The following is a 23,143-nucleotide window of genomic DNA, read 5'->3' as shown; positions in this document are numbered from 1 at the left end:
TTTGGTCGCGGTGCGATGACCAACCACTGGGTTGATATCAAAAACGCTAACGTTGTGGTGGTGATGGGCGGCAACGCCGCCGAAGCGCATCCGGTGGGATTCCGCTGGGCGATGGAAGCGAAAAACAATAACGATGCCACGCTTATCGTCGTCGACCCGCGCTTTACGCGTACCGCGTCGGTGGCCGATATCTATGCGCCGATTCGTTCCGGTACCGACATTACCTTCCTGTCGGGCGTGCTGCTGTACCTGATCGAAAATAATAAGATCAATGCCGAGTACGTGAAGCATTACACCAATGCCAGTCTGCTGGTGCGGGATGATTTTGCCTTCGAAGAGGGCCTGTTCAGCGGCTACGATGCCGAAAAACGTCAGTACGATAAATCGTCCTGGAACTACCAGTTCGATGAAAACGGCTACGCCAAACGCGATAAAACGCTCAGCCATCCGCGCTGCGTGTGGAATCTGCTCAGGCAGCATGTTTCCCGCTACACGCCGGAAGTGGTGGAGAATATCTGCGGTACGCCGAAAGCGGACTTCCTTAAAGTGTGTGAGGTGCTGGCGTCAACCAGCGCCGCGGACCGCACCACCACCTTCCTGTATGCCCTGGGCTGGACGCAGCACACCGTCGGCGCGCAGAACATCCGCACCATGGCGATGATCCAGTTGCTGCTCGGCAATATGGGCATGGCCGGCGGCGGCGTCAACGCGCTGCGCGGCCACTCCAATATTCAGGGGCTGACCGATTTGGGCCTGTTGTCGACCAGTCTGCCGGGTTATTTGACGCTGCCATCCGATAAACAGAGCGATCTGCAAAGTTATCTTAGCGCCAACACGCCGAAAGCGACGTTGCCCGACCAGGTGAACTACTGGAGCAACTACCCGAAATTCTTCGTCAGCCTGATGAAATCGTTCTATGGCGAGGCGGCGCAGAAAGAGAATGACTGGGGCTTCAACTGGTTGCCGAAATGGGATCAGGCCTACGACGTTATCAAGTACTTCAATATGATGGATAGCGGCAACGTCACTGGCTATATCTGTCAGGGCTTCAACCCGGTAGCGTCCTTCCCGGACAAAAACAAAGTGGTCCGCAGTCTCAGCAAGCTGAAGTATCTGGTGGTTATCGATCCGCTGGTGACCGAGACCTCGACCTTCTGGCAGAACCACGGCGAGTCTAATGATGTCGACCCGTCGGCGATTCAGACCGAAGTCTTCCGTCTGCCGTCGACCTGCTTTGCTGAAGAAGATGGCTCGATCGCCAACTCCGGTCGCTGGCTGCAGTGGCACTGGAAAGGCCAGGACGCACCGGGGGAAGCGCGCAACGATGGCGAAATCCTGGCTGGGATCTATCATCGTCTGCGCGAGCTGTACCGTCGCGAAGGCGGGAAGGGCGCGGAACCGCTGCTGAAAATGAGCTGGAGCTATAAGCAGCCAGATCACCCGGAATCGGCAGAAGTGGCTAAAGAGAACAACGGCTACGCGCTGGCGGATCTCTACGATCAAAATGGCGCTCTGCTGGCGAAAAAAGGCCAACTACTCAATAGCTTCGCGCTGCTGCGCGATGACGGCAGCACCGCGTCGTCGTGCTGGATCTATACCGGCAGCTGGACCGAGCAGGGTAACCAGATGGCGAATCGTGATAACGCCGATCCTTCGGGCCTGGGCAATACGCTGGGATGGGCCTGGGCGTGGCCGCTCAATCGTCGGGTGCTGTATAACCGCGCTTCGGCTGATATTAACGGCAAGCCGTGGGATGCGAAGCGGATGCTGATCCAGTGGAACGGCAGCAAGTGGGTCGGAAATGATATTCCGGACTTCAATACTGCGCCGCCGGGGAGCAACACCGGGCCGTTTATCATGCAGCAGGAGGGACTTGGCCGCCTGTTTGCGCTGGATAAACTGGCGGAAGGGCCGTTCCCGGAACACTACGAGCCGATGGAAACCCCGCTGGGCACCAACCCGCTGCACCCGAAGGTGGTCTCCAGCCCGGTGGTGCGTCTGTATGAAGAGGACGCCATCCGCCTGGGTAAGAAGGATAAGTTCCCGTATGTCGGCACCACCTATCGTCTGACCGAGCATTTCCACACCTGGACCAAGCATGCGCTGCTCAATTCCATCGCGCAGCCGGAACAGTTTGTCGAAATCAGCGAAGGGCTGGCGAAAAGCAAAGGTATCGCCAACGGCGACTGGGTGAACGTCAGCAGCAAACGCGGCTTTATTCGCGCGGTTGCCGTGGTGACCCGGCGCCTGCGCACGCTGAACGTCAACGGCCAGCAGGTCGAAACCGTCGGGATCCCGCTGCACTGGGGCTTTGAAGGCGTGGCCCGCAAAGGCTATATCGCCAACACCCTGACGCCTAACGTCGGCGATTCCAACTCGCAAACGCCGGAGTATAAGGCGTTTCTGGTCAACATCGAGAAAGCGTAAGGAGCGATTCAATGGCGATGGAAACACAAGACATTATTAAACGCTCCGCGACCAACCCGATCACGCCCGCGCCGCGCGCGCGGGACTATAAGGCGGAAGTCGCCAAGCTAATCGATGTCTCTTCCTGCGTGGGCTGTAAAGCCTGCCAGGTGGCCTGTTCTGAGTGGAATGACATCCGCGATGAAGTGGGGCACTGCGTCGGCGTGTACGACAATCCGGCGGATCTCAGCGCCAAATCCTGGACGGTAATGCGCTTTAGCGAGACCGAACAGAACGGCAAGCTGGAGTGGCTTATCCGCAAGGATGGCTGTATGCACTGCGAGGAACCGGGTTGCCTGAAAGCCTGCCCCTCCGCCGGGGCGATTATTCAGTACGCCAACGGCATCGTCGATTTCCAGCAGGAAAACTGCATCGGCTGCGGCTACTGCATTGCCGGGTGTCCGTTTAATATCCCGCGCCTCAATAAAGAGGATAACCGGGTCTATAAATGCACCCTGTGCGTGGATCGGGTCAGCGTCGGCCAGGAACCGGCCTGCGTGAAAACCTGTCCGACCGGCGCGATCCACTTCGGCACGAAAAAAGAGATGCTGGAAGTGGCGCAGGAGCGGGTGGATAAGCTTAAAAAACGCGGTTATGCCAACGCCGGGATCTACAACCCGCAGGGCGTAGGCGGCACCCACGTGATGTACGTCCTGCATCATGCCGACCAGCCGGAGCTGTATCACAAGCTGCCGAAGGAACCGCAGATCGATACCAGTATCAGTCTGTGGAAGGGGGCGCTGAAACCGCTGGCGGCGGCGGGCTTTATCGCCACCTTCGCCGGGCTTATCTACCACTACATCGGTATCGGGCCGAACAAGGAAGTTGATGACGACGAGGAGGAGCATGATGAGTAAATCGAAGATGATTGTGCGCACGACGTTTATCGATCGTGCCTGTCACTGGACGGTGGTTATCTGTTTCTTCCTCGTGGCACTGTCGGGAATATCGTTTTTCTTCCCGACGCTGCAGTGGCTAACGGAAACCTTCGGCACCCCGCAGATGGGGCGTATCCTGCACCCGTTCTTTGGGGTGCTGATTTTTGTCGCGCTGATGTTTATGTTTGTGCGTTTTGTCCACCACAATATTCCAGATAAACAGGATATCCCCTGGCTGAAAGGTATCGTGGAGGTGCTGAAAGGCAACGAACATAAGGTCGCGCGCGTCGGTAAATATAACGCCGGGCAGAAGATGATGTTCTGGACCATCATGAGCATGATTTTCGTGCTGCTGGTGACCGGGATGATTATCTGGCGCCCGTACTTTGCAGAATATTTCCCGATTCCAGTTATCCGTTACAGCCTGCTGATACACGCCACTTCGGCAATTATCCTGATCCACGCGATCCTCATCCATATGTACATGGCATTCTGGGTTAAAGGGTCGATTAAAGGCATGATTGAAGGTAAGGTCAGCCGCCGTTGGGCGAAGAAACATCACCCGCGCTGGTATCGCGATGTCGAACGCCTGGAGGCGATGAAAGAGAGTCGCGAAGGGATGAAGTAAGCCTTCACGGCGCAAAACCCGCTCCGGAGATGTCGGAGCGGGTTCCCGACAGTCAGCAGTTCGTGATAAGTGTATCGATTGAATCGATAACGCCCTGGCGCGCATGACTCAGATTGCAGACGAAATCCTGTGGCTGGATCCGTTTATTATTTAAGTTACTGATCATTGGCGTACAAAGTAAAAAGCTGTCAAATTCTATATTTATCCTTGGTACGACATGCTGATGCCAGCGTGGTAACTGTTGTGTTCGCATTAAAGGAATAATGACTCTCGTGGCCAGGTCTGCATAATAATCATTCTGCACGATCATATAATACGGCAGGGTTTTATTTGTCTGAGCAGAACAATTTCGATAAACATTGAATTGTTCAAGCATCATAGTACCCTGAAAAATTCATCATCAGTAAGAGTGCCTCCTTTTGCAATAAATTCATTCATTACGGCAATGAATTCCTTGTGCTGTCGCTGTTTATCTGCTTCTCGTAAATCTTTACCTGGCTGTGCTGACGACTTCTGGACGGGTACGTCAGTGGGTCTTTTACGTAGCGTATTACTTTTCATCATCGGCTCCTTGCGGTTGGTTCTGTGATTATTCACTTTACTCACTAAAAAATAAATCCCAGCAGCAACTTTAATATTTATTTTGCGAGGCCGCTTCCAGAGGAAAGTAATAGCCATGAAATATTCATGGTTGTGGTAATAAACCTGGCGCTGGTATTAACCAGCGCGGCGAGGAATAATCAGAACTTCTCGGGAATAAAGCGGAAGGGGAAATTGGTCTGTTTCATTTTGCCAATTTTGCGCTTCGGCAGCGTCACATGCTCCACCGGTAAAGCTTCATAGGGGATCTGCGACAGCAGATGGGTGATGATATTCAGACGTACGCGCTTTTTATCCTCCGAGCGGGCGACGAACCACGGCGCCCAGGCGGTATCGGTGGCGGCGAACATGGCGTCGCGGGCGGCGGTATATTCATCCCAGCGGTTGAAAGACTTAATGTCCATCGGCGAGAGCTTCCAGATTTTACGACCATCGTCGATGCGATCCCGCAGGCGGCGCTCCTGCTCCTGCGGAGAGACCTCCAGCCAGTACTTGAGCAGAATTATGCCCGATTCGACCATGCCGCGCTCCACCATCGGCGCACCGTCGAGAAACTTCTGCACCTCCTCCGGGGTGCAAAAGCCCATCACCCGTTCGACGCCGGCGCGGTTGTACCAGCTGCGATCGAAAATCACAATCTCGCCAGCCGCCGGAAGGTGCTTGATATAGCGCTGGAAATAGAGCTGGCTTTTCTCGCGCTCGGTGGGAGAGGGCAAGGCGACGACCCGGAAGATACGCGGGCTGACGCGCTCGGTGATCGCCTTAATGGTGCCGCCTTTGCCGGCGCCGTCCCTGCCTTCAAAGACGATGCACACCTTCAGCCCTTTATGCACCACCCAGCGCTGCAGTTTCACCAGTTCAACATGGAGTTTGCGCAACGCCTTCTCATACGCTTTATTGTCGAGCGGGGCGGTCTTCACTGCCGCGTCGACCGGATTACCGTTTTTCTTATTACCCATCGCCATGCTCCGTGTTGCCGAGGTATCCCTTTGAAGTGTAATCCTTCGCCGGCGAGGCGGTGGAAAATATTCGCGCAGGGGACGGGCTAGCTGGCGTTCCCCGCCGCAATGACTTCCAGCCCCACCCGCTGCCCCCATGACAGCTCGAGGGTGTTACCGTCCGGGTCGGCAAAGAAGGCGAAGTAACCCACCGGATCGCCCAGCTGTTCCGGTTCCCGCCGCAAAACGCCTTCCCGCCGCGCCTGAGCGACCTTCTCGTCGATCTCCGCCTGGGTGGCGCAGGCGACGCCGAGATGGCCGAACGGGCCCAGCGGTGTGTCGGCCGGATCGTCACTCTGTACCAGCACCAGAGCGAAGGGCCGGGTACGATCGCTGAGCCACGCCACCTTACGCGCCGAGGGTAAGCCAGGCTCGCGCTGGTGAATGACGGTCATCGCGGTATAGCGGGTATAAAAATCAATGCTGCTGGCCAGACAGCGAACGGTAAAGGCGACATGGGTAAAACCGACATCAACAGTGTGCATCGATGATTCTCCAGAGGTGAATGATGGGAAGACTTTACAACCTCAAGTTAAGTTGAGATCAATTGGGCGTTTATCGCTTTGAGCCCACTGATTTTAATAGGGGAGGGTCATTGCTAAGCCACGCCGTCGCCGGCTCGATGATGGCCGGCCGCGCGGGCGGCGAGCATGAACGAATCAGGCCGTTGTATGGAGGAAACTGCCGTCGGGCGTTTTTAGCTGGTGTGTCGGGGCGGGATAGTCAATAATGCCGGCCGTCTCTCAATACCCCTATAAGATGTATGAAAAAAACGATTTTTTCACTGGCGCTGGGCACCTTCGGACTCGGCATGGCGGAATTTGGCATTATGGGCGTGCTGCCGGATATGGCGCACGATGTCGGGATGTCGATCCCCGCCGCCGGCAATATGATTGCCTGGTATGCCTTCGGTGTGGTGATCGGCGCGCCGATCATGGCGCTGCTCTCCAGCCGGTTTTCGTTGAAATCGGTGATGCTGTTTCTCGCTGCCCTGTGTATTCTCGGCAATACCCTGTTTACCCTCTCCAGTAGCTACGCCATGCTGGCGCTTGGCCGCCTGGTTTCCGGTTTTCCTCACGGGGCGTTCTTTGGCGTCGGCGCGATTATCCTGTCGAAAATCGCGCCGCCGGGGAAGGTGACCGCCGCGGTGGCGGGGATGATCGGCGGGATGACGGTGGCTAACCTGGTGGGGGTCCCCGGCGGCACCTGGCTTGGGCATCACTTCAGCTGGCGCTATACCTTTGCCCTTATCGCCGTGTTTAACGTCGCCGTGTTGATGACTATTTTCTGCTGGGTGCCCACCCTCTATGATCGCACCAGCACCCGGCTGCGCGAGCAGTTCCGTTTTCTGGCCTCCCCGGCGCCGTGGCTGATTTTTGCCGCCACCATGTTTGGCAATGCCGGCGTGTTTGCCTGGTTCAGCTATATTAAGCCCTTTATGCTCAACGTCTCCGGCTTTGCCGAAGGCAGGATGATGCTGATTATGATGCTGGCGGGGCTGGGAATGGTGGTCGGCAATCTGTTCAGCGGCAAAATTTCCGGGCGCTTTAGCCCGCTGCGCATTGCGGCCATAACCGACGGGGTCATTGCCGTGACGCTACTGCTGATCTTTGCCTTCGGTGAGCATAAAGTCGCTTCGCTGACCCTGGCGTTTATCTGCTGCGCGGGACTATTCGCCCTGTCGGCGCCGCTGCAGATCCTGCTGCTGCAGAACGCCAAAGGCGGCGAGATGCTGGGGGCGGCAGGAGGGCAGATTGCCTTCAACCTCGGCAGCGCCATCGGCGCCTTCTGCGGCGGGATGATGATTGCCCAGGGCTTTGGCTGGAACAGCGTGGCGCTTCCTGCCGCCACGCTGTCGTTTCTGGCGATGAGCGCCTTGCTCATCTATGGCTGCCATCAGCGCCGACAAGCTTGCTAACGACGCTTACTCACGCCAGGGTTCGCCAAGGGTCAGCATCAGCCGGTTGGCCCAGGCGAAAAAGGCCGCCGACTGCAGCAGATCCAGCTGGGCCAGGGTATCTAAACCCTGCTCATCAAGCGCCGCCAGATGGCGGGCATTCAGCCCCGGCGGCGTCACCGACAGCGCAGCGGCGGCGTCGATTTCCGCCTGCCAGCGCGGCGACTGGCCGTCACTCAAATTCTCCCCCGGCGTCACCGCCAGCAGCGTGTCGACAGCGGTCTCGTCCTTCGCCAGCTGCGCCGCTTTGCGGGCATGCACCGAGGCGCAGTAAATACAGCCGTTGATTTTGCTGGTCACCGTGGCGGCCAGCTCGCGTTCGGCGCGCGGCAATCCTCCGGGGGTATAGAAAATGCCTTTATCGGTCAGCGTCCGCTGCTCCAGCACCGGCTGATTGCGCGCCAGCAGGCGAAAGTAGGGGGAGTCGCTATGGCCATATTTGGCCAGAATCGCCAGTTCTTCAGCGTTGAATTCCGCCAGCGGTTTATCGGCCAGCCAGGGTTCCCAGTGCAGCTCGTCGCGGGTGAAGCGAACCGGGGCCGCTTTGCCGCTCTGGGTATGCGGTGTGGTATGCCAGTATCCGGCGACCAGCGGCGTATCGGCGCTGACAGTGGGCTTATGGTTCAGCGCCCGCAGGCCCAGCAGCAGTCGGCTCTGGAAGCTGACAAAGGCCACCAGTTGCGCCAGAGTGACGATGCCCCGCAGGCTCCAGCCCGCGCCGGTTAAGGTGTGCAGCGCGCCGGGGGTGGCTTCGACGGGGGTGAAGGTGAGCAGGCGGGCAAAGGCCAGCGCCGGGACCAAACGATCGGTGGTTGGATCGGCGAGCCCGAAACCGGCATAGTGCGCCGCCAGCGCGTCCGCCTGGTGCAGTTTCGCCACCTTCGCGGCCACCGCGAAGCGTTCATCAAGAGGAAAGTCAGCGTCCTGCTGGCTGAACAGCACTTCATAACTTCCCTGGGCGTGACGGGTGGCGGCATCGCGTACGGCGCGCGCCTGGTCGAGCGGGGAACCGGGGGCAATCTCCGCCAGTTCGGCCAGAATATCCTGACTCAGCGTCATGGTGACTCCTTATCTGATGTGGGGGGCAATATGCTGAGCGATCAGCTCAATGGAACGCAGCGTATCCCGGTGCGAAGGCTCCACCGAGTGCACCTGAAACGAAATATCGGTGGCGCGGGCCAGCACGCTGTCCTGCGCCAGGGAGGCAATAACATGCTCAGGATCGCCGACGTGGGCATCCAACTGTTGCAGATAGTCGGTGACACTGTCACCTTCTATCGTATGACCCGCCGCCCGGTGCTGTGTCGCCTGCTTGCGCAGACCGGGCTCGGCGATCTGCAGGGCGTGGGCGTGACTGTCGGCGACGAAGGCGGTGCGCGAAGCGAGGATCCGCGGTGCAACCCCGTCCGGCAGCGCCGCCAGGTAGGCATCGATGATCGGGTTCTGGATCGCGTCCAGCGGCAGACGTGGCTCGCCGGGGGGCCTTGGCTGGGTGCGCGACAGCATCAGCCCGTGTCCCGCCTGACCGGCGCGGATGGCGCCCTCCGCCGAGAAGGTGGCGATCCAGATACGCTCCGCCAACTGCGGTGCGGGCGGATAGAGACGGTTGTCCGGGTGGCTCAGCGTGTCGCCGCGCCAGGCGCTATGGATCAGGTGCAGATGGTCGGCAAACACCGCCCCGCGCTGCTCGCTGGTCAGGCCGAAGGGCAGAAACGACGTTGGCGTGCCGCCGGAACCAAACCCCACCTCCAGACGCCCGTCGGTGAGTAAATCCAGTACCGCCGCGTCTTCGGCGACGCGCAGCGGATTTTCCATCGGCAGAGTGATAATCGCCGTGCCGAGGCGGATCCGGTCGGTCTGTGCCGCCACGTGGGCGAGAAACACCAGCGGCGATGGCAGGCCGCCTTCCTGTTCATGAAAATGGTGCTGGGCAATCCATGCGCTGTCGAAGCCCAAACGCTCCGCGTGGCGGATCTGTTCGGCCGCCAGCCGGTAGCGCGTTTGCGCGGAGCCCTGATCGAGCAGACGGGTAAAAAAGCCGAGGCGTTTAGGCATTATGCGTTCTCCGTGTGAGCCTGTGCTAAGCGGGGTGAAACCTGGGGAATGGCGGCGATCAGTTCGCGAGTGTAGGCCTGCTGCGGAGTGGCGAACAGGCGGTCAACGTCGCCATGCTCCACCACCTGGCCGGCGCGCAGTACCGTGACGCTGTCGGCAATCCGCCTGACCGTCGCCAGATCGTGGGTAATGAACAGGTAGCTCAGACCCAGCTGCTGCTGTAACTGCTGCAGCAGGGCAAGGATCTGCGCCTGAACGGTGACGTCGAGCGCCGAGGTCGCTTCGTCAAGGACCAGTATCGCCGGCTCGAGGATCAGCGCCCGGGCAATCGCCACCCGCTGCCGTTGACCGCCGGAGAGCTCCCGCGGCGTACGCGACAGTAGCTCCGGGGCCAGCGCCACCCGCGCGGCGACGGTCTCCACGCGCAGGCGACGCGCCGACGCGCTGAGGCGCTCAAAGTTCTTTAACGGCTCTTCGATAATCGCAAACAGCGTCTGGCGCGGGTCGAGCGAGGCGAAGGGGTTCTGGTAGACAAACTGGATTTTCCGCCGCAGCTGACGCTGCGCCTCGCGGCTGAGATGCCCGGCGTCGATACCGTCGATGGTCACCTGTCCGGCATCGGCGCGCTCAAAGCCCAGCAGGATCCGCGCCAGGGTAGTTTTCCCGGAGCCGGATTCGCCCACCAGCGCATGGGTGGTGCCGCGTCTGACCTCAAAACTGACGCTGTCGAGCGCCTGCAGCGCCTGTTTGCCCAGCGAGAAACGTTTACTGATCCCCTCCACGCGAATGGCCGGCGTGGCCAGCGGTCGGTGACGAGCCGCCGTCAGCCCCAACGGCGCATCCTGCAGGTCGTGGAGCAGCTGGCGGGTGTAAGGGTGTTGCGGACGCTGGACAATCGTCTCGGTGGCGCCCTGTTCCTGAATCTCTCCCTGACGAAACACCATGATCCGGTCGGCGCGTTCTGCGGCCAGCGCCAGATCGTGGGTGACAAACAGCACGGCGGTACCCGACTCGCGACGCAGGATATCGAGCAGGTCGAGAATGCGCTTCTGCACCGTGACGTCGAGAGCGCTGGTGGGCTCGTCGGCAATAATCAGATCCGGCTGCAGGGCAATGGCGATGGCGATCAGCACCCGCTGTTTCATCCCACCAGACAGCTGATGCGGATACTGGTCAAAACGCTGTTCCGGGTGGCTGAGACCGACTTTAGTGAGCAGGTTAAGGACCTGCTGTCGGCGCTCAGCGGCGGAGAGGGACTGATGCAGCCGCAGGATCTCTTCCACCTGCTGGCCAATGGTTTTTACCGGATTGAGCGAATTACCGGGATCCTGCGGGACCAGGCTGATGCTCACTCCGCGCAGGCGGTTAAGGCGTTTTGCCGACCAGTCGCTAATCACTTCGCCATTGAGGATAATCCGCCCGGCATCCCGGCGGGCATTATCCGCCAGCAGGCCGATTATGGCCTGCGCGGTGGTGGTTTTCCCCGAGCCGGATTCTCCGACGAAGGCCAGCATTTCGCCACGCTGGATGGAAAAACTCACGTTGTGCACCACCTCGCGCCATTCGCCCCGCGAGCGGTAGCTGATGCGCAGGTCTTCAACGGACAGAACGTTCATGGGCGTACTCCACTCCACTGGCGGCTAAGACGATTGGCGGCAAGGACCACGGCGACCACGGCGAGGCCGGGGAAGGTGGTCAGCCACCAGGCGGTCGACAGGTAGTTGCGACCTTCGGCGATCAATAATCCCCACTCCGGGACCGGCGGCGGGGTGCCGTAGCCGAGGAAGCTGAGGGTGGCCAGGGCCAACATCGCCTGTCCGAACTGCAGCGTCGCGAAAGCAAGCACCGCAGTGAGCGAGTTGGGCAGAATATGGCGCCAGAAGACGGCGAAAAAGGTGCCGCCGCTGCCCCGGGCCGCCTCGACGTAATCGCTGTGGCGCACGCGCACGACCTCCGCCCGCGCCAGGCGTGCGAAGCTGGCGATAGCCGCCACGCCAACCGCCACCGCCGCATTCACCGTGCCGAAACCAAGCAGAATAATTACCGTGAGCTGCAGCAGCAGGGAGGGGATGGCCAGCAGGACATCGACCAGGCGCATGATCGTGGATTCAACACGTCCGGTCAGCGCCCCGGCGAGCGTACCAAGGGCGGTACCTACCACCAGGCCGATGGCGACGGCGATCAGCGCCGCCGACAGGGAATGTACCGCGCCGTAAACCACCCGCGTCCACAGGTCGCGCCCCAGCTGGTCGGTACCCAGCCAGTAGTGCGCTTGCGGCGCCAGGCGCTGAGCGCCGGGGATCCCTTCCAGCGGGTTAGCGGAGGTAAACCACTGCGGGGCGAGGGCCATTAACAGCGCAGTGATCATCACCGCCCACGCCAGCCACAGGCCAGGCTGCAGACGCACCCTGCGCCATTCCGGGCGGCGGCGAACCGCGATGGCATAATCGACCAGGCTCATTTCGCACCTCCGGCCTGTAAATGGAGTCGGGGATCCAGTCGCGGCATGACCAGGTCGACAAGCAGGTTTATCAGGACGAAACCGAGGGCGGAGATCATCACCACTGCCTGCAGCACGGCGATATCCTGGTTATTGACCGCCTGCTGGGTCAGTTGGCCGAGGCCGCTGCGGCCGAAGACGGTCTCAGTGATCAGCGCCCCGGCAATCAGCTCGCCCAGCAGCAGCCCGGCAATATTCAGCGCCGGCAGCAGGGCATTACCCATCACATGGTGCCAGAGGACGCCGGTCTCGCTCATTCCCTTGGCGCGGGCGACCGCGACGAAGGGCTGAACCGCCACCTGATCCATGCTGCGCATCAGGATCTGCGCCAGCGGGGCCGAAATGGGCAGCGCGACGGCGATAACCGGTAAAATCAGCCCTTCCAGTGGGCCGGGGTTGATCACCGGGATCCAGCGCAGCTGAAACGAGAAGAGCTGGATCAGGGCGATACCCAGCCAAAAAGTCGGCAGAGAGATAAACAGCACCGGCAGCGACTGCAGGAGGTTACTCAGCCAGCGCAGCCCCGGCAGACGCGAGGCGAAGGCGAGGGCGAACGCCAGCGCCACGGCCAGCAGAAAGGCCGGCAGCGCGAGGCTTAAGGTATCCGGCAGGTTGCTGGCAATCAGACTACTGACCGCTAGCCCCGCCTGCAGAGAATAGCCGAAGTCGCCGTGCAGCATCGCCAGCAGCGTGTGCAGGTACTGGCGCCACAGCGGGCTATCGGCGCCGTAGGCCAGTCGCATGTCGGCGATTTGCGCCGGGCTCAGGCCAAGATCCGGATTCTGAAACTTGATCAGCACCGCATCTCCCGGCAGCACCTGCAGCAGGAAAAAAGTGAGGGTAAATGCCGCCCACAGGACCAGCAGCCCCTGGCCGAACCGTCGCAGAAGATAAGCGCTCATACCCGGCCTCTTAGTGCTTGTCCAGCCACGCGCCGTAGAACGACGGACGACCGACGGCCTCGAAGCTGACGCCTTTGACCCACGGCGCGCCGGCGAATACCTGCGGCTCTTCGAAAATGGGGATCACATAGGCGTTATCGATCAGATAGCGCTGGGCGTCACCGGTTAACTGCAAGCGCTGCTGCGGCTCTACCGCCGCGGAGATGCCGGTCAGCAGGTCATTCAGCTTATCATCGCGGAAATGCTGCACTTTATCGCTGGAGCCGCCTTTCTGCAGCAGCGCATCGCGGTTGTTGGGGAAGAACATACTTTTCACCACATCCGGGTCGGCGCGGCCCACTTCTGAGACGGTGAGCGGGGTTTTCTGCGGGTCAAGATTGTCCAGCGTACGGCTACCGGCATCCCCGGCTTTGACGGTCAACGCCACACCTACCTGGCGCCACTGCTGGGCGATCAGCTGCAGCACTTCCTTATTCTGCGGCTGCGGCAGCGACTCATAGACCGTCAGCGCCAGCCGTTGGCCGTCTTTACTGCGAATACCGTCGGCGTCGGGCTTCCAGCCGGCGTCGTCCAGCAACTGTCGGGCTTTGGCCTGGTCGAAGGTCAGTTTATCGCTCAGATTGACATAGCCGGCGGCGGAGCTGGCCAGTACGGAGGTCGCTTGCGGGTAGTTAGCGGAGAACAGCGTCTCCACCACCTGTTTGGCGTTGGTGGCATGAAGCAGGGCCTGGCGCACCCGCAGATCGGCGACCAGCGAGTTATCCGGGCGGAAGCTCAGGCTGTCGTTGACCCCGCGGGTAGGGGCGGCGTAGACCTTAAATCCCTGATCGGTCGCCTGCTTTTCATCGTAGGCCTGCACCTGGCGAATAAAGCCCGCCTGACCCGCCAGCAGCGCGCCGATGCGCACACTGTCTTCCGGGGTCACAATATAGGTGATGCCATCGAGGTTAGCGGGCCCCTGCTGGGCACTGTTTTTCGGCCCCCATTGATAGTCCTTGCGCGCCACCAGCGTCAGCTCGCGGCCTGGCTTTTCATCCTGCACCACAAAGGGCCCGGAGCCGATAATATGCCGGGCATCGCCCAGCTCTTCAAAATTGCGCTGCAGGGTGCTGAGTGATACCAGACCGGAGCCGATGGTGGCGGTTCCCTGCAGGAAGCCCGGCGACGGTTTGTTGAAGTAAAATTTCACCGTCAGCGGGTCGATCACTTCGCTGCGCTGGTAGTTATTGATGACCTCCGAGACGGGCAGGCGATGGGCTTTATCTCCCAGACCATAGGTGTCGAAGTTTTTAGCCACGGCGGCGGCGTCAAGCGGCGTGCCGTCCGAGAAGGTGACCCCTTTGCGCAGGTGGAAAGTGTACTCGGTTTTATCGGCATTGCTGGTCCAGCTCTCGGCAATCCACGGCTCAATCTCCAGCGTTTTCGGGTTCTGCCAGGTGAGCTTGTCGGTTATCTGATTGAGAATACCGCCATTCGGATAAAAGCCGCCGGCGGGCGGATAGAGATTGGTGTGCGGTTGCTGCTCCAGATAAATTAAGGTGCCGCCTTTAACCGGCGTGTCGGCGGCCCAGACGGAAAAGGCGCCGGAGAGAAACAGGGCGGCCAGCGCGGGCAGGCGAAAATGACGATGCATGGTGAATTCCTTTGTTATCTATTGTGTTGCCATCATCGGGCGCGGCTAAAAACAAAGGAACCAAGGAATTGCGCTAAGCATTTGCGGAAATTGGATTTACTTCGCGAGTGGGAAGCGTGGGGCAAGCGCCTCTCCCGGGCGGGAGAGGCGTTGGTGATTAGCTGCGCAGATCGATAACCATACGGCCGCGGATCTGACCCTGCTCCATCTCTTTAAAGATGGCGTTGATATCTTCCAGCGGGCGCAGGGTGACTTTCGGCACCACTTTGCCTTCGGCGGCAAACTGGAAGGCTTCCACCAGATCCTGACGGGTACCGACCAGCGAACCGACCACCTCGATGCCGTCGAGCACCAGACGTGGAATATCGAGGCTCATCGCCTCCGGTGGCAGGCCCACCGCGACCACGCGGCCACCGGCACGAACGGCATCTACCGCCGAGTTAAAGGCCGCTTTGGCCACCGCGGTCACTACGGCAGCATGCGCGCCGCCGGTTTTTTCCTGAATCACTTTCGCCGCATCTTCATTACGGGAGTTGATGGTCAGATCGGCGCCCATCGAGGCCGCCAGCTCCAGCTGCCCGTCGTTGACGTCGATAGCGATCACTTTGGCGTTAAAGACATTCTTCGCATACTGCAGCGCCAGGTTGCCCAGCCCGCCGAGACCGTAGATAGCGATCCACTGACCCGGTTTGATGTGAGAGACCTTGACCGCTTTGTAGGTAGTGACGCCCGCGCAGGTGATACTGCTGGCGGCGGCGGAGTCGAGGCCGTCCGGGACTTTTACCGCGTAGTTGGCGGTGACGATGCACTCTTCCGCCATGCCGCCGTCGACGGTATAGCCGGCGTTTTTCACCGAGCGGCACAGCGTCTCATTGCCGCTGTTACAGTAATCGCAGTGGCCGCAGCCTTCGAAGAACCACGCTACGCTGGCGCGATCGCCTGGCTTCAGGGAGGTGACGCCCGGTCCGACTTTTTGCACCCCCCCGATCCCTTCATGGCCGAGAATGACGCCGGTTTTATCGCCAAAATCGCCGTTTTTCACGTGCAGGTCCGTATGACACACGCCGCAGCATTCCATTTTCAACAACGCTTCACCGTATTCCAGCGGGCGCAGCGTTTTTTCCGTGACGTTAACCTGATGGTCGTGGGTAACAACAGCAGCCTTCATGCCTGTCTCCTTGTGAGGGGATTGTTTAATTTTATTAATGCAATAGTACCCAATAAGGATTAGACGCGATGGAGAAAAATACAAGGCGCTTTAGTATAGGATGTGGTTTTTTGCTACAGCGGTAGCACAAAATTCAGGCAATACCTCTAATTTTGGTAGGTAATAATAGCGTCACTGAATGGTCATGTTTTCTTCATCACCCAACTCTATCGTTTTGCGCATCAATTTCTTATAACAACAGAGTGATACAACAATGCATCTGGTAAAAACCATCCTCACTGCCGGTCTGTTTCTGTCCGCCGCCGCGCAGGCGCAGAACGTACTGGAATTCCCCCAGCCGGAAAACAACCCGGAAGAATTTTACGCCGTCACCGAGATCCCGGCAGGGGGCATCATTAAGTATGAAACCGACGCCAAAACGGGGTTTATCATCGCCGACCGCTTTCAGTCGATGCCGGTGGCTTACCCGGCGAACTACGGCTCGCTGACCCAGTCGCTGGCCGGAGATGGGGACCCGCTGGACGTGGTGTTTTACACTCGCGCGCCGATGGCGCCGGGTACACTGATTAAGCTGCGGCCGATCGGTGTCCTTAAGATGATAGACGGCGGTGAGAAAGACGACAAAATCATCGCCGTGCCGGCCAGTAAAATTGACCCAACCTATGACGACATCAAGACCATCACCGATCTGCCAAAAATCGAGCAGCAGCGGCTGGAGGCCTTCTTCCGGGTCTATAAAGAACTGCCAGAGGGGCGTAAAAAGGTTGAGCTGGCCGGTTTTAACGATGCCGCCGCTGCGAAGCAGGAGATCAAATCGGCCTGGGAAGCCTGGAAAGCGAAGAACCCGCAATAATATTCATCGCGGGCGCTGTCCGGCGCCCGCGGCATTCGCTTTCATGATCCCTGTGGCGGCGAAATCACAGGTCACACGGCAACGCTTATCCCACCATATTGCATCTTGACGCAGGATGAAGTTGATGGTTGTATTGTACAACCATTTCATTTTCTGGACCCGCTGCCATGCCTGACACCCCCTTAATCCAACAGATTCGTACCGCCTCGCGGTTAATGGTGCGCGAGCTGGGCTTTATGAGCACCACGCTGGCCGCCACCCATTATTCACCTTCGGCGGTGCACACCCTGCTTGAGGTATCGATGAGGGGGGAGATGACGGCCGCGCAGCTGGTCACGTTGCTGGGACTGGAAAAATCAAGCGTCAGCCGGATGGTCTCTCGTCTTCTGGCGGCCGGTGAGCTGGAGGAGCGTCCTTGCGCGGAGGATGCGCGCGCGAAATCACTCGCCCTGACGGCAAAGGGGCACGATACGGTGGCGAAAATTAACGCCTGGGGTACCCGTCAGGTGGTGGAGGCGTTAGACCATCTGGATGAGACGCAGCAGCACACTGTCGCCACTGGACTGGCGGCCTATGCCCGGGCGCTGGCGCAGTGTCGGGATAGCGCGCTCGCGGATACGGCTCCGCAAATTTCGCTGATGACCGGCTACCAGCCGGGGATGATCGGCCGGATAGCCCAGATGCACGGGGAGTATTACGCCCGTCATCATGATTTTGGCGTTTTTTTTGAAGGCAAGGTCGCCAGCGGCGTAGCGGAATTTGCCACCCGGCTTTCCTCCCCGGCCAACCAGATCTGGCTGGCGATCCGCGAAGGGAAAATCGTCGGTTCGCTGGCTATCGATGGCGAGGACCTCGGCCAGCAGGAGGCGCATTTGCGCTGGTTTATTCTCGATGACACCTGCCGGGGAACCGGCATTGGCAGGCGGCTCATCAGCGAGGCGATGGCTTTCTGCGATAGTCGCCAGTTTAGCGCGGTGCAGCTGTGGACCTTTAAAGGGCTGGACGCGGCCCGCAAACTGTATGAATCCTTTGGCTTCACGTTAACCCGCGAATGGCAGGGAGAGCAGTGGGGAAAGGTAATGACCGAGCAGCAATTTACCCGGTCCGGAAACACCGGCTAAGGGCGTGACGCCTTAGCCGGTGGGGGAACCTGGAGATTACGCCAACTGGTTAAGCAGGCGGTTAATCTCCTCTCGCCACTGCGCCTGAAGTGATGGCTTTTGATGTTTTGGCTTGCGGGCCATATCGTCAGCCAGCCATTGCTCCAGGTCAATCAGCCGCGCCAGCAGCGCCTCCTCATCATCGTCAGCCCCGGCGGGCGTACTCTGCAAAGCGAGTCGACTGTCCGGGGCGGGCGCCACGGCCTGCAGACGGGCATAGACCTCCTCCAGGCTGTGCCATTCCGTTAACCCGGCGTTGTCGATCAGCCAGAAGCGGTTACAGCTTTCGCTAATCAGCTGGCGGTCATGACTGACCAGCAGCACGCCGCCGGGGTAATCGCGCAGCGTCTGCGCCAGCGCCGCTTTACCCTCCATATCAAGATGGTTGGTGGGTTCATCCAGCAGCAGCAGACTGTAGCGCGCCAGCGAGAGGCCAACAAACAGTAGCCGCGACCGCTCGCCGCCGCTGAGGGTGCTGACCTTCTGGCTATGTCTCGCCCAGCCAAACCCGGCGGCGATCAGCGCCCGTTTACGGGTGTCGGCCGACGGGGCGAACGGCGTCAGCGCGTCGAGCAGGCTGGCATCGTCCGGTAACTGCTCCAGCGTCTGGTCATAGTAGCCGGGGTGCAGCCGGGGATGCAGGCGCAGCCCCGGGAGTGGCGATGCGTCGTTCATCTGCTGCCACAGCAGGCGCAGCAGGGACGATTTACCGCCGCCGTTGCGCCCCATGATGGCCACGCGATCGCCGCTGCGCAGGCGCGCCACGCCGGTGGTGAAGAGGGATGGCAGGCCCGGCGCGGGCGCGACGGGCAGGGTGTCCATCTCCAGCAGGCGGTCGGCCGGCAGGGCGTCCCCCTGCAATGACAGACGCCACGGCGGGCCGACGCTGAGCTCGGTTTGCTCGTCTTTCAGGCGGGCGACCTGCTTCTCCATCTGTTTGGCTTTACGGGCGAGGTCTTCGTTGTCATAGACGCGACCCCAGGTGGCCAACCGCCGGGCGCTGGCGCTGACCCGGTCGATCTCCTTTTGCTCGGCCTTATGGCGCAGCGCGGCGCTTTCATCCTGCTCCTGCAGTGCCTGACGGGCAGCGCTGCAGGGCAAGGCGAAGCTGTGCAGCGTCTGGTCGCGGAGGATCCAACTCGCATTAGTTACAGCATCCAGTAAGGTGTTGTCGTGTGACACCAGTACGAAGCTCCCCTGCCAGGTTTGCAGGAAGCTTTCCAGCCACAGCAGGGTCGGCAGATCGAGGTGGTTGCCAGGCTCATCCAACAGCAGCAGGTCAGGCTGGCGGATCAGCGCCCGGGCCAGCAGCAGGCGCGTGTGCTGGCCGCCGCTCAGGGTAGTGGTTTGCTGCTCCATCACCGCCGGGGTAAAGCCCATCTGCGCCAGCAGGCGTTCGGCCAGCCAGCGCTGCGCTTCCCGTACATCAGCGGGTAACGGGGCCAGTACTGCCTGCAACAGCGACTGCGAACGCAGCGCCTCCGGCAGATGCTGTTCAACGCGGGCCATCAGACACTGACCGGCGAGTGAGACGCTGCCCGAGGTGGGCGCGAGGGTGCCGTCCAGCACCTGCAACAGGGTGCTTTTGCCGCAACCGTTATGGCCGATGAGACCGATACGGTCGCCTTTCTTCAGGGTGAAGGAGAGGGTGTTAAACAGCGGCCCAAAGGCAGTCTCCACGTGGAGCGCATGGGCAGTTAGTAATGTACTCATAGTCAACTTACTCAAGAGTTACAGGCATGCAAATGCCTCGTCAAAACTCGCTGACGATAACCCGGTAAGCCGGAGAGAAGGGATTGCGTGAAGTGTCTTCGCTCAAGCCATAGTTATCGCAGCACGATACCGATAACGCTTGAGCTGGCGCAATTGCCTAATGCATGTGAAACAATAAACATTTCACAATACAGCATGGGGGGCCTCCTTTTTTATTCAGTCAGTGGGTGGGTGCTGGCAGTGTAGTGGGGAAAGGCTAGCGACGCCAGTGACAAAACTGGCAGGGGGCCCCGCCAGCTTTCACCTGCGCCGTCTTTGTCTACGATGCCGGGTTGGCGCAGAGGGCTTATGTGTTTGCTAGAACATGATGGGAAACCAGCGGGCGTGGTCGCGGGTATATTCCGTCATCGCCTGGGGATCCTTTATCGCCTGGCAGGGAGCCTCAAGAATATTCGGATACGCATCCGGATACCAATCCTCTTCGGTTGTTAAGGTAAAAAAGCGAGACTCACGGTGGGTTTCACAGGTATAGGCGTTTTTAATATTGTCGGCTTCGCGATGTCCCCTGGGATCGCGATATTCGATATACACTTTGTACTCAGAGCGGGTACCCCGCCACGCGCCCGGCTCCGGTTTCTGCCAGCGGACCGTCTGGTAGTAGCGCTCCCGCTCGCCGTAGCGATAGACAGGGGTCTCCCCGCCGGGAATCACGTCGGGTCTCAGGAAGAAAAACACCAGTCCTGCCAGCAGGAGTAACACCGGTGGGAGAATGTGGGTCAGCAGCCGCGGCGGGATCGTGCTGACGATAAAAGCAAAGAGGATTTTTGCCGGCGTATAGAGTTCATGCACCGAAACCTCGCCGGCTTTCGCCGCGTAAAACGCCTGCTTATCGCCGAAATACCAGTACTCACCGTGAAAGGCGCTGATGGCGCTCACCAACAACAGTCCGCTAAACAGCCCCAGCCAGAGGCGTAATATCGGTTGCAGAACCATTTTTTGCTGGCTCATTTACGGCTCCTGATGGTTTTAGTGACCAGCAGCTCGTCTTCAGAGACCGTATCCAGATCGGCAATCTGGCTACACTGGTTGGCAAGGACCTGCGGATTGATGTTCGGAAACCAGCCTTCATTGAATGACAGGGTGTAAAACTGGCTATGCCGCTCCACTTCACAGCGCCAGGCTCGGCCAAGATTGTTTCTGTCGATAAGCCAGCGGGGATCTTTTGCTTCAACAAAGGTTTCATATTTTGATTGCTTAGCGGAATGACTACCTGACCGGGTTTTCATCCAGAATATGGACGCATAATAGGTATTGTGTTTACCGTACTGAATACTGGCATCCCGACCCGGGGTGACCTCCGGGTGGAGGAAAATAAATATCCCGGCGGCAATCAGTACCATCAGCGGTAATATAGAATGCTGTATCGGCCGCCAGGGGATTTTACGTACCGCCAACAGCCAGACCAGGGTAATAATAAACACGTAGAGCAGGGCGAAGAAAAATTTACTCGGTTCATAGATGACGACATCCACCAGATCGCCGGTGGCGGGCTGATACTGTTCAGCCCGCGGGGTGAGCATCCACATATCACCGCTGAAGAGGCACATTCCGGTGATGATGGCGATACCGCCGATAAGAAACAAGACAATACGGATCAGAATCGCATTCGCTTTATTCGCGCCAGGGGTTAATTTTAGCATTTCACATTCCGTTGTGAGGGGGTGAGAAACACCTATTTTGCACAGCGGAGGGCGTGCGGCAAATGCTATCCGTTTTATATTTTTACGATGAATGAATATGGGCGAAAAAGGCGTTTCTATGGTGGGAGATATTATTCTGGCGTTATTAAAAACCGGGCCGATATATCGGCCCGGTGAGCGTGATTAAATCGAGGTGCGGCGATAATTGCGATATTCCGGCAGCCAGAAATTATCGCTAATGGCCTGCAGCAGCGCTTCAGCGGAGGTTTTCACCGCCACGCCTTGCTCCTGCGCCACCTTGCCGACCGCGAAGGCAATTGCCCGTGAGACGGTCTGGATATCCTTCAGCTCCGGCAGCACCGGACCTTCGCCGTTGTTCACCAGCGGCGAGTGTTTCGCCAGGGTTTCACTGGCGGCCATCAGCATCTCGTCGGTGACCCGCGACGCGCCGGAAGCAATCACGCCCAGACCAATCCCCGGGAAGATATAGGAGTTATTGCATTGCGCGATGGCGTACTGCTTGCCTTTCAGGGTGACCGGGGCAAACGGGCTGCCAGTGGCGACCAGCGCCTCGCCGTCGGTCCAGCTCAGGATATTCTGCGGCGTCGCTTCCACCCGTGAGGTCGGGTTAGAGAGCGGCATCACGATTGGCCGCGGGCAGTGCTTGTGCATCTCGCGGATAATCTCTTCTGTGAACAGCCCCGGCTGACCCGAGACGCCGATCAGAATGTTCGGCTTCACGTTACGCACTACGTCCAGCAGGGACAGCACATCGTTAGTGGTATCCCAGCCCTGCAGATGCTCACGCTTCTGCACCAGCTTGTTCTGGAACGGCAACAGATTAGGCATACCGTCGGTTAACAGGCCGAAGCGGTCAACCATGAACACGCGCTGGCGGGCCTCTTCTTCGCTAACGCCTTCGCGGACGATCTGGGCGATAATCTGCTCGGCGATGCCGCAGCCGGCGGAACCCGCGCCGAGGAAGACGATTTTCTGCTCGCTGAGCTGGCTACCGGCGCCGCGGCTGGCGGCGATCAGCGTCCCGACGGTGACCGCCGCGGTGCCCTGAATATCGTCATTAAACGAGCAGATTTCATTGCGATAGCGGTTGAGCAGCGGCATGGCGTTCTTCTGCGCAAAGTCTTCAAACTGCAGCAGGACGTCCGGCCAGCGGGCCTTAATCGCCTGGATCACGTCGTCAACGAACTGATAATACTCGTCGTCGGTAATGCGCGGATGGCGCCAGCCCATATACAGCGGATCGTCCAGCAGCTGCTGGTTGTTTGTTCCGACGTCCAGCACGATGGGCAGGGTATAAGCCGGGCTGATGCCGCCGCAGGTGGTGTACAGCGACAGCTTGCCGATCGGGATCCCCATCCCGCCGATCCCCTGGTCGCCGAGGCCGAGAATACGCTCGCCATCGGTGACCACAATCACTTTCACGTTATGGTTCGGGACGTTCTGCAGGATGTCGTCAAGGTTATGGCGATTCTGGTAAGAGATGAAGACGCCGCGGGCGCGACGGTAAATCTCGGAGAAACGTTCGCAGGCGGCGCCCACCGTCGGGGTATAGATAACCGGCATCATCTCTTCGAGATGGTTGCCGATCAGGCGATAAAACAGGGTTTCGTTGGTGTCCTGGATGTTACGCAGGTAGATGTGTTTGTCGATTTCAGTTTTGAATCCCTGATACTGGATCCAGGCGCGTTCCGCTTGCTCTTCGATGGTTTCAACCACTTCCGGCAGCAGGCCAAGAAGGTTGAAATTGCTGCGCTCTTCCAGACTGAAGGCGCTGCCCTTGTTGAGGAGGGGGAATTCAAGCAGAACGGGACCCGCGTAAGGGATGTACAGGGAACGGTTTTTCTTATGGGTAAATTGCATCGCACTAACTCCTTGATCATGACCACAGTCCCGGCGCGGCGATAAGCGAGG

General features: G+C 59.3%; 21 protein-coding genes. 6 read left to right on the top strand and 15 right to left on the bottom strand.

What is annotated here, in order from left to right:
- The 3 genes from fdnG to fdnI form a co-directional block, all read left to right on the top strand.
- On the top strand, nt 1-2,427 hold a 2,427-nt coding region (fdnG, locus tag HMPREF3096_RS12070; RefSeq protein ID WP_228704802.1), incomplete at its 5' end, for a formate dehydrogenase-N subunit alpha.
- Between the two features lie 11 nt (nt 2,428-2,438).
- Nucleotides 2,439-3,323, top strand: a complete 885-nt coding sequence (fdxH, locus tag HMPREF3096_RS12065; RefSeq protein ID WP_023297691.1) for a formate dehydrogenase subunit beta — start codon at nt 2,439-2,441, stop codon at nt 3,321-3,323.
- A complete protein-coding gene (fdnI, locus tag HMPREF3096_RS12060; protein ID WP_023322694.1) occupies nt 3,316-3,972 on the top strand; it encodes a formate dehydrogenase-N subunit gamma in 657 nt (218 codons plus the stop codon). Before fdxH ends, fdnI begins: the two co-directional genes overlap by 8 nt.
- A 52-nt stretch (nt 3,973-4,024) precedes the next feature.
- On the opposite strand, the gene HMPREF3096_RS12055 is transcribed toward fdnI, so the two are convergent.
- The 4 genes from HMPREF3096_RS12055 to HMPREF3096_RS12040 form a co-directional block, all read right to left on the bottom strand.
- Complete coding sequence (locus HMPREF3096_RS12055) at nt 4,025-4,351, bottom strand: CcdB family protein (protein WP_023322693.1); 327 nt, start codon at nt 4,349-4,351, stop codon at nt 4,025-4,027.
- Nucleotides 4,348-4,533, bottom strand: coding sequence for a hypothetical protein (locus HMPREF3096_RS12050; RefSeq protein WP_070544497.1), 186 nt, complete (start codon nt 4,531-4,533; stop codon nt 4,348-4,350). The genes HMPREF3096_RS12055 and HMPREF3096_RS12050 overlap by 4 nt, the downstream gene beginning before the upstream one ends.
- 179 nt (nt 4,534-4,712) lie before the next feature.
- Entirely contained in the window at nt 4,713-5,531 is an 819-nt protein-coding gene (ppk2, locus tag HMPREF3096_RS12045) for a polyphosphate kinase 2 (RefSeq protein WP_012541603.1), read from the bottom strand.
- Nucleotides 5,532-5,617: 86 nt separating this feature from the next.
- On the bottom strand, nt 5,618-6,055 hold the full coding sequence (locus HMPREF3096_RS12040; protein ID WP_008804740.1) for a VOC family protein: 438 nt from the start codon (nt 6,053-6,055) through the stop codon (nt 5,618-5,620).
- Between the two features lie 278 nt (nt 6,056-6,333).
- Between HMPREF3096_RS12040 and araJ the strand changes: the two genes are divergently transcribed.
- Complete coding sequence (araJ, locus tag HMPREF3096_RS12035; RefSeq protein ID WP_070544454.1) at nt 6,334-7,488, top strand: MFS transporter AraJ; 1,155 nt, start codon at nt 6,334-6,336, stop codon at nt 7,486-7,488.
- A gap of 6 nt (nt 7,489-7,494) precedes the next feature.
- Here araJ and HMPREF3096_RS12030 read toward each other — a convergent pair whose 3' ends face one another.
- The 7 genes from HMPREF3096_RS12030 to adhP all read right to left on the bottom strand — a co-directional run bounded on the left by HMPREF3096_RS12030 (nt 7,495) and on the right by adhP (nt 15,785).
- Nucleotides 7,495-8,586, bottom strand: coding sequence for an alkylhydroperoxidase domain protein (locus HMPREF3096_RS12030; RefSeq protein WP_070544453.1), 1,092 nt, complete (start codon nt 8,584-8,586; stop codon nt 7,495-7,497).
- A 9-nt stretch (nt 8,587-8,595) separates the two neighbouring features.
- Complete coding sequence (locus HMPREF3096_RS12025; protein ID WP_032754485.1) at nt 8,596-9,582, bottom strand: putative FMN-dependent luciferase-like monooxygenase; 987 nt, start codon at nt 9,580-9,582, stop codon at nt 8,596-8,598.
- Nucleotides 9,582-11,198 carry a dipeptide ABC transporter ATP-binding protein gene (locus tag HMPREF3096_RS12020; RefSeq protein WP_070544452.1) on the bottom strand — a complete coding sequence of 539 codons (1,617 nt, stop codon included), beginning with the start codon at nt 11,196-11,198 and terminating at the stop codon, nt 9,582-9,584. The genes HMPREF3096_RS12025 and HMPREF3096_RS12020 overlap by 1 nt, the downstream gene beginning before the upstream one ends.
- Entirely contained in the window at nt 11,195-12,043 is an 849-nt protein-coding gene (locus tag HMPREF3096_RS12015; RefSeq protein WP_023297686.1) for an ABC transporter permease, read from the bottom strand. Before HMPREF3096_RS12015 ends, HMPREF3096_RS12020 begins: the two co-directional genes overlap by 4 nt.
- Entirely contained in the window at nt 12,040-12,984 is a 945-nt protein-coding gene (locus HMPREF3096_RS12010) for an ABC transporter permease (protein ID WP_049009687.1), read from the bottom strand. The genes HMPREF3096_RS12015 and HMPREF3096_RS12010 overlap by 4 nt, the downstream gene beginning before the upstream one ends.
- A gap of 10 nt (nt 12,985-12,994) precedes the next feature.
- Nucleotides 12,995-14,617 (bottom strand): TIGR04028 family ABC transporter substrate-binding protein, encoded by a 1,623-nt coding sequence (locus HMPREF3096_RS12005; RefSeq protein WP_008804746.1) that lies wholly within the window; start codon nt 14,615-14,617, stop codon nt 12,995-12,997.
- A 157-nt stretch (nt 14,618-14,774) separates the two neighbouring features.
- Nucleotides 14,775-15,785: an alcohol dehydrogenase AdhP gene (gene adhP / locus HMPREF3096_RS12000; protein WP_070544451.1), complete on the bottom strand. Its 1,011-nt coding sequence runs from the start codon at nt 15,783-15,785 to the stop codon at nt 14,775-14,777.
- Nucleotides 15,786-16,038: 253 nt separating this feature from the next.
- Between adhP and HMPREF3096_RS11995 the strand changes: the two genes are divergently transcribed.
- A complete protein-coding gene (locus HMPREF3096_RS11995; protein ID WP_012968118.1) occupies nt 16,039-16,638 on the top strand; it encodes an inorganic diphosphatase in 600 nt (199 codons plus the stop codon).
- Nucleotides 16,639-16,805: 167 nt separating this feature from the next.
- On the top strand, nt 16,806-17,759 hold the full coding sequence (locus tag HMPREF3096_RS31890; RefSeq protein ID WP_070544450.1) for a bifunctional helix-turn-helix transcriptional regulator/GNAT family N-acetyltransferase: 954 nt from the start codon (nt 16,806-16,808) through the stop codon (nt 17,757-17,759).
- Nucleotides 17,760-17,795: 36 nt separating this feature from the next.
- Here HMPREF3096_RS31890 and HMPREF3096_RS11985 read toward each other — a convergent pair whose 3' ends face one another.
- From HMPREF3096_RS11985 to HMPREF3096_RS11970, 4 genes are all read right to left on the bottom strand, one after another.
- Nucleotides 17,796-19,511: an ABC-F family ATP-binding cassette domain-containing protein gene (locus tag HMPREF3096_RS11985; protein ID WP_012968120.1), complete on the bottom strand. Its 1,716-nt coding sequence runs from the start codon at nt 19,509-19,511 to the stop codon at nt 17,796-17,798.
- 357 nt (nt 19,512-19,868) lie between these two features.
- Nucleotides 19,869-20,519: a hypothetical protein gene (locus tag HMPREF3096_RS11980; protein ID WP_046619975.1), complete on the bottom strand. Its 651-nt coding sequence runs from the start codon at nt 20,517-20,519 to the stop codon at nt 19,869-19,871.
- Nucleotides 20,516-21,211, bottom strand: coding sequence for a glycosyl transferase (locus tag HMPREF3096_RS11975; protein ID WP_070544449.1), 696 nt, complete (start codon nt 21,209-21,211; stop codon nt 20,516-20,518). The genes HMPREF3096_RS11980 and HMPREF3096_RS11975 overlap by 4 nt, the downstream gene beginning before the upstream one ends.
- Before the next feature lie 183 nt (nt 21,212-21,394).
- Complete coding sequence (locus tag HMPREF3096_RS11970; RefSeq protein ID WP_008804752.1) at nt 21,395-23,092, bottom strand: NAD-dependent malic enzyme; 1,698 nt, start codon at nt 23,090-23,092, stop codon at nt 21,395-21,397.
- Nucleotides 23,093-23,143 lie beyond the last annotated feature (51 nt).

This window comes from Klebsiella sp. HMSC25G12 (assembly GCF_001807705.1).
In the GTDB taxonomy this organism is placed as follows: Bacteria; Pseudomonadota; Gammaproteobacteria; order Enterobacterales; family Enterobacteriaceae; genus Klebsiella; species Klebsiella variicola.
The sequence above is the reverse complement of the archived record's forward strand: the minus strand, read 5'-3'. Positions and strand labels throughout refer to the sequence as shown.

Bases quoted from the DNA above. Each gene is read 5' to 3' on its own strand.
- fdxH (WP_023297691.1), top strand. From the start codon at position 2,439: ATGGCGATGGAAACACAAGACATTATTAAACGCTCCGCGACCAACCCG.
- fdnI (WP_023322694.1), top strand. From the start codon at position 3,316: ATGAGTAAATCGAAGATGATTGTGCGCACGACGTTTATCGATCGTGCC.
- HMPREF3096_RS12055 (WP_023322693.1), bottom strand. From the start codon at position 4,351: ATGATGCTTGAACAATTCAATGTTTATCGAAATTGTTCTGCTCAGACA.
- HMPREF3096_RS12050 (WP_070544497.1), bottom strand. From the start codon at position 4,533: ATGAAAAGTAATACGCTACGTAAAAGACCCACTGACGTACCCGTCCAG.
- ppk2 (WP_012541603.1), bottom strand. From the start codon at position 5,531: ATGGGTAATAAGAAAAACGGTAATCCGGTCGACGCGGCAGTGAAGACC.
- HMPREF3096_RS12040 (WP_008804740.1), bottom strand. From the start codon at position 6,055: ATGCACACTGTTGATGTCGGTTTTACCCATGTCGCCTTTACCGTTCGC.
- araJ (WP_070544454.1), top strand. From the start codon at position 6,334: ATGAAAAAAACGATTTTTTCACTGGCGCTGGGCACCTTCGGACTCGGC.
- HMPREF3096_RS12030 (WP_070544453.1), bottom strand. From the start codon at position 8,586: ATGACGCTGAGTCAGGATATTCTGGCCGAACTGGCGGAGATTGCCCCC.
- HMPREF3096_RS12025 (WP_032754485.1), bottom strand. From the start codon at position 9,582: ATGCCTAAACGCCTCGGCTTTTTTACCCGTCTGCTCGATCAGGGCTCC.
- HMPREF3096_RS12020 (WP_070544452.1), bottom strand. From the start codon at position 11,198: ATGAACGTTCTGTCCGTTGAAGACCTGCGCATCAGCTACCGCTCGCGG.
- HMPREF3096_RS12015 (WP_023297686.1), bottom strand. From the start codon at position 12,043: ATGAGCCTGGTCGATTATGCCATCGCGGTTCGCCGCCGCCCGGAATGG.
- HMPREF3096_RS12010 (WP_049009687.1), bottom strand. From the start codon at position 12,984: ATGAGCGCTTATCTTCTGCGACGGTTCGGCCAGGGGCTGCTGGTCCTG.
- HMPREF3096_RS12005 (WP_008804746.1), bottom strand. From the start codon at position 14,617: ATGCATCGTCATTTTCGCCTGCCCGCGCTGGCCGCCCTGTTTCTCTCC.
- adhP (WP_070544451.1), bottom strand. From the start codon at position 15,785: ATGAAGGCTGCTGTTGTTACCCACGACCATCAGGTTAACGTCACGGAA.
- HMPREF3096_RS11995 (WP_012968118.1), top strand. From the start codon at position 16,039: ATGCATCTGGTAAAAACCATCCTCACTGCCGGTCTGTTTCTGTCCGCC.
- HMPREF3096_RS31890 (WP_070544450.1), top strand. From the start codon at position 16,806: ATGCCTGACACCCCCTTAATCCAACAGATTCGTACCGCCTCGCGGTTA.
- HMPREF3096_RS11985 (WP_012968120.1), bottom strand. From the start codon at position 19,511: ATGAGTACATTACTAACTGCCCATGCGCTCCACGTGGAGACTGCCTTT.
- HMPREF3096_RS11980 (WP_046619975.1), bottom strand. From the start codon at position 20,519: ATGAGCCAGCAAAAAATGGTTCTGCAACCGATATTACGCCTCTGGCTG.
- HMPREF3096_RS11975 (WP_070544449.1), bottom strand. From the start codon at position 21,211: ATGCTAAAATTAACCCCTGGCGCGAATAAAGCGAATGCGATTCTGATC.
- HMPREF3096_RS11970 (WP_008804752.1), bottom strand. From the start codon at position 23,092: ATGCAATTTACCCATAAGAAAAACCGTTCCCTGTACATCCCTTACGCG.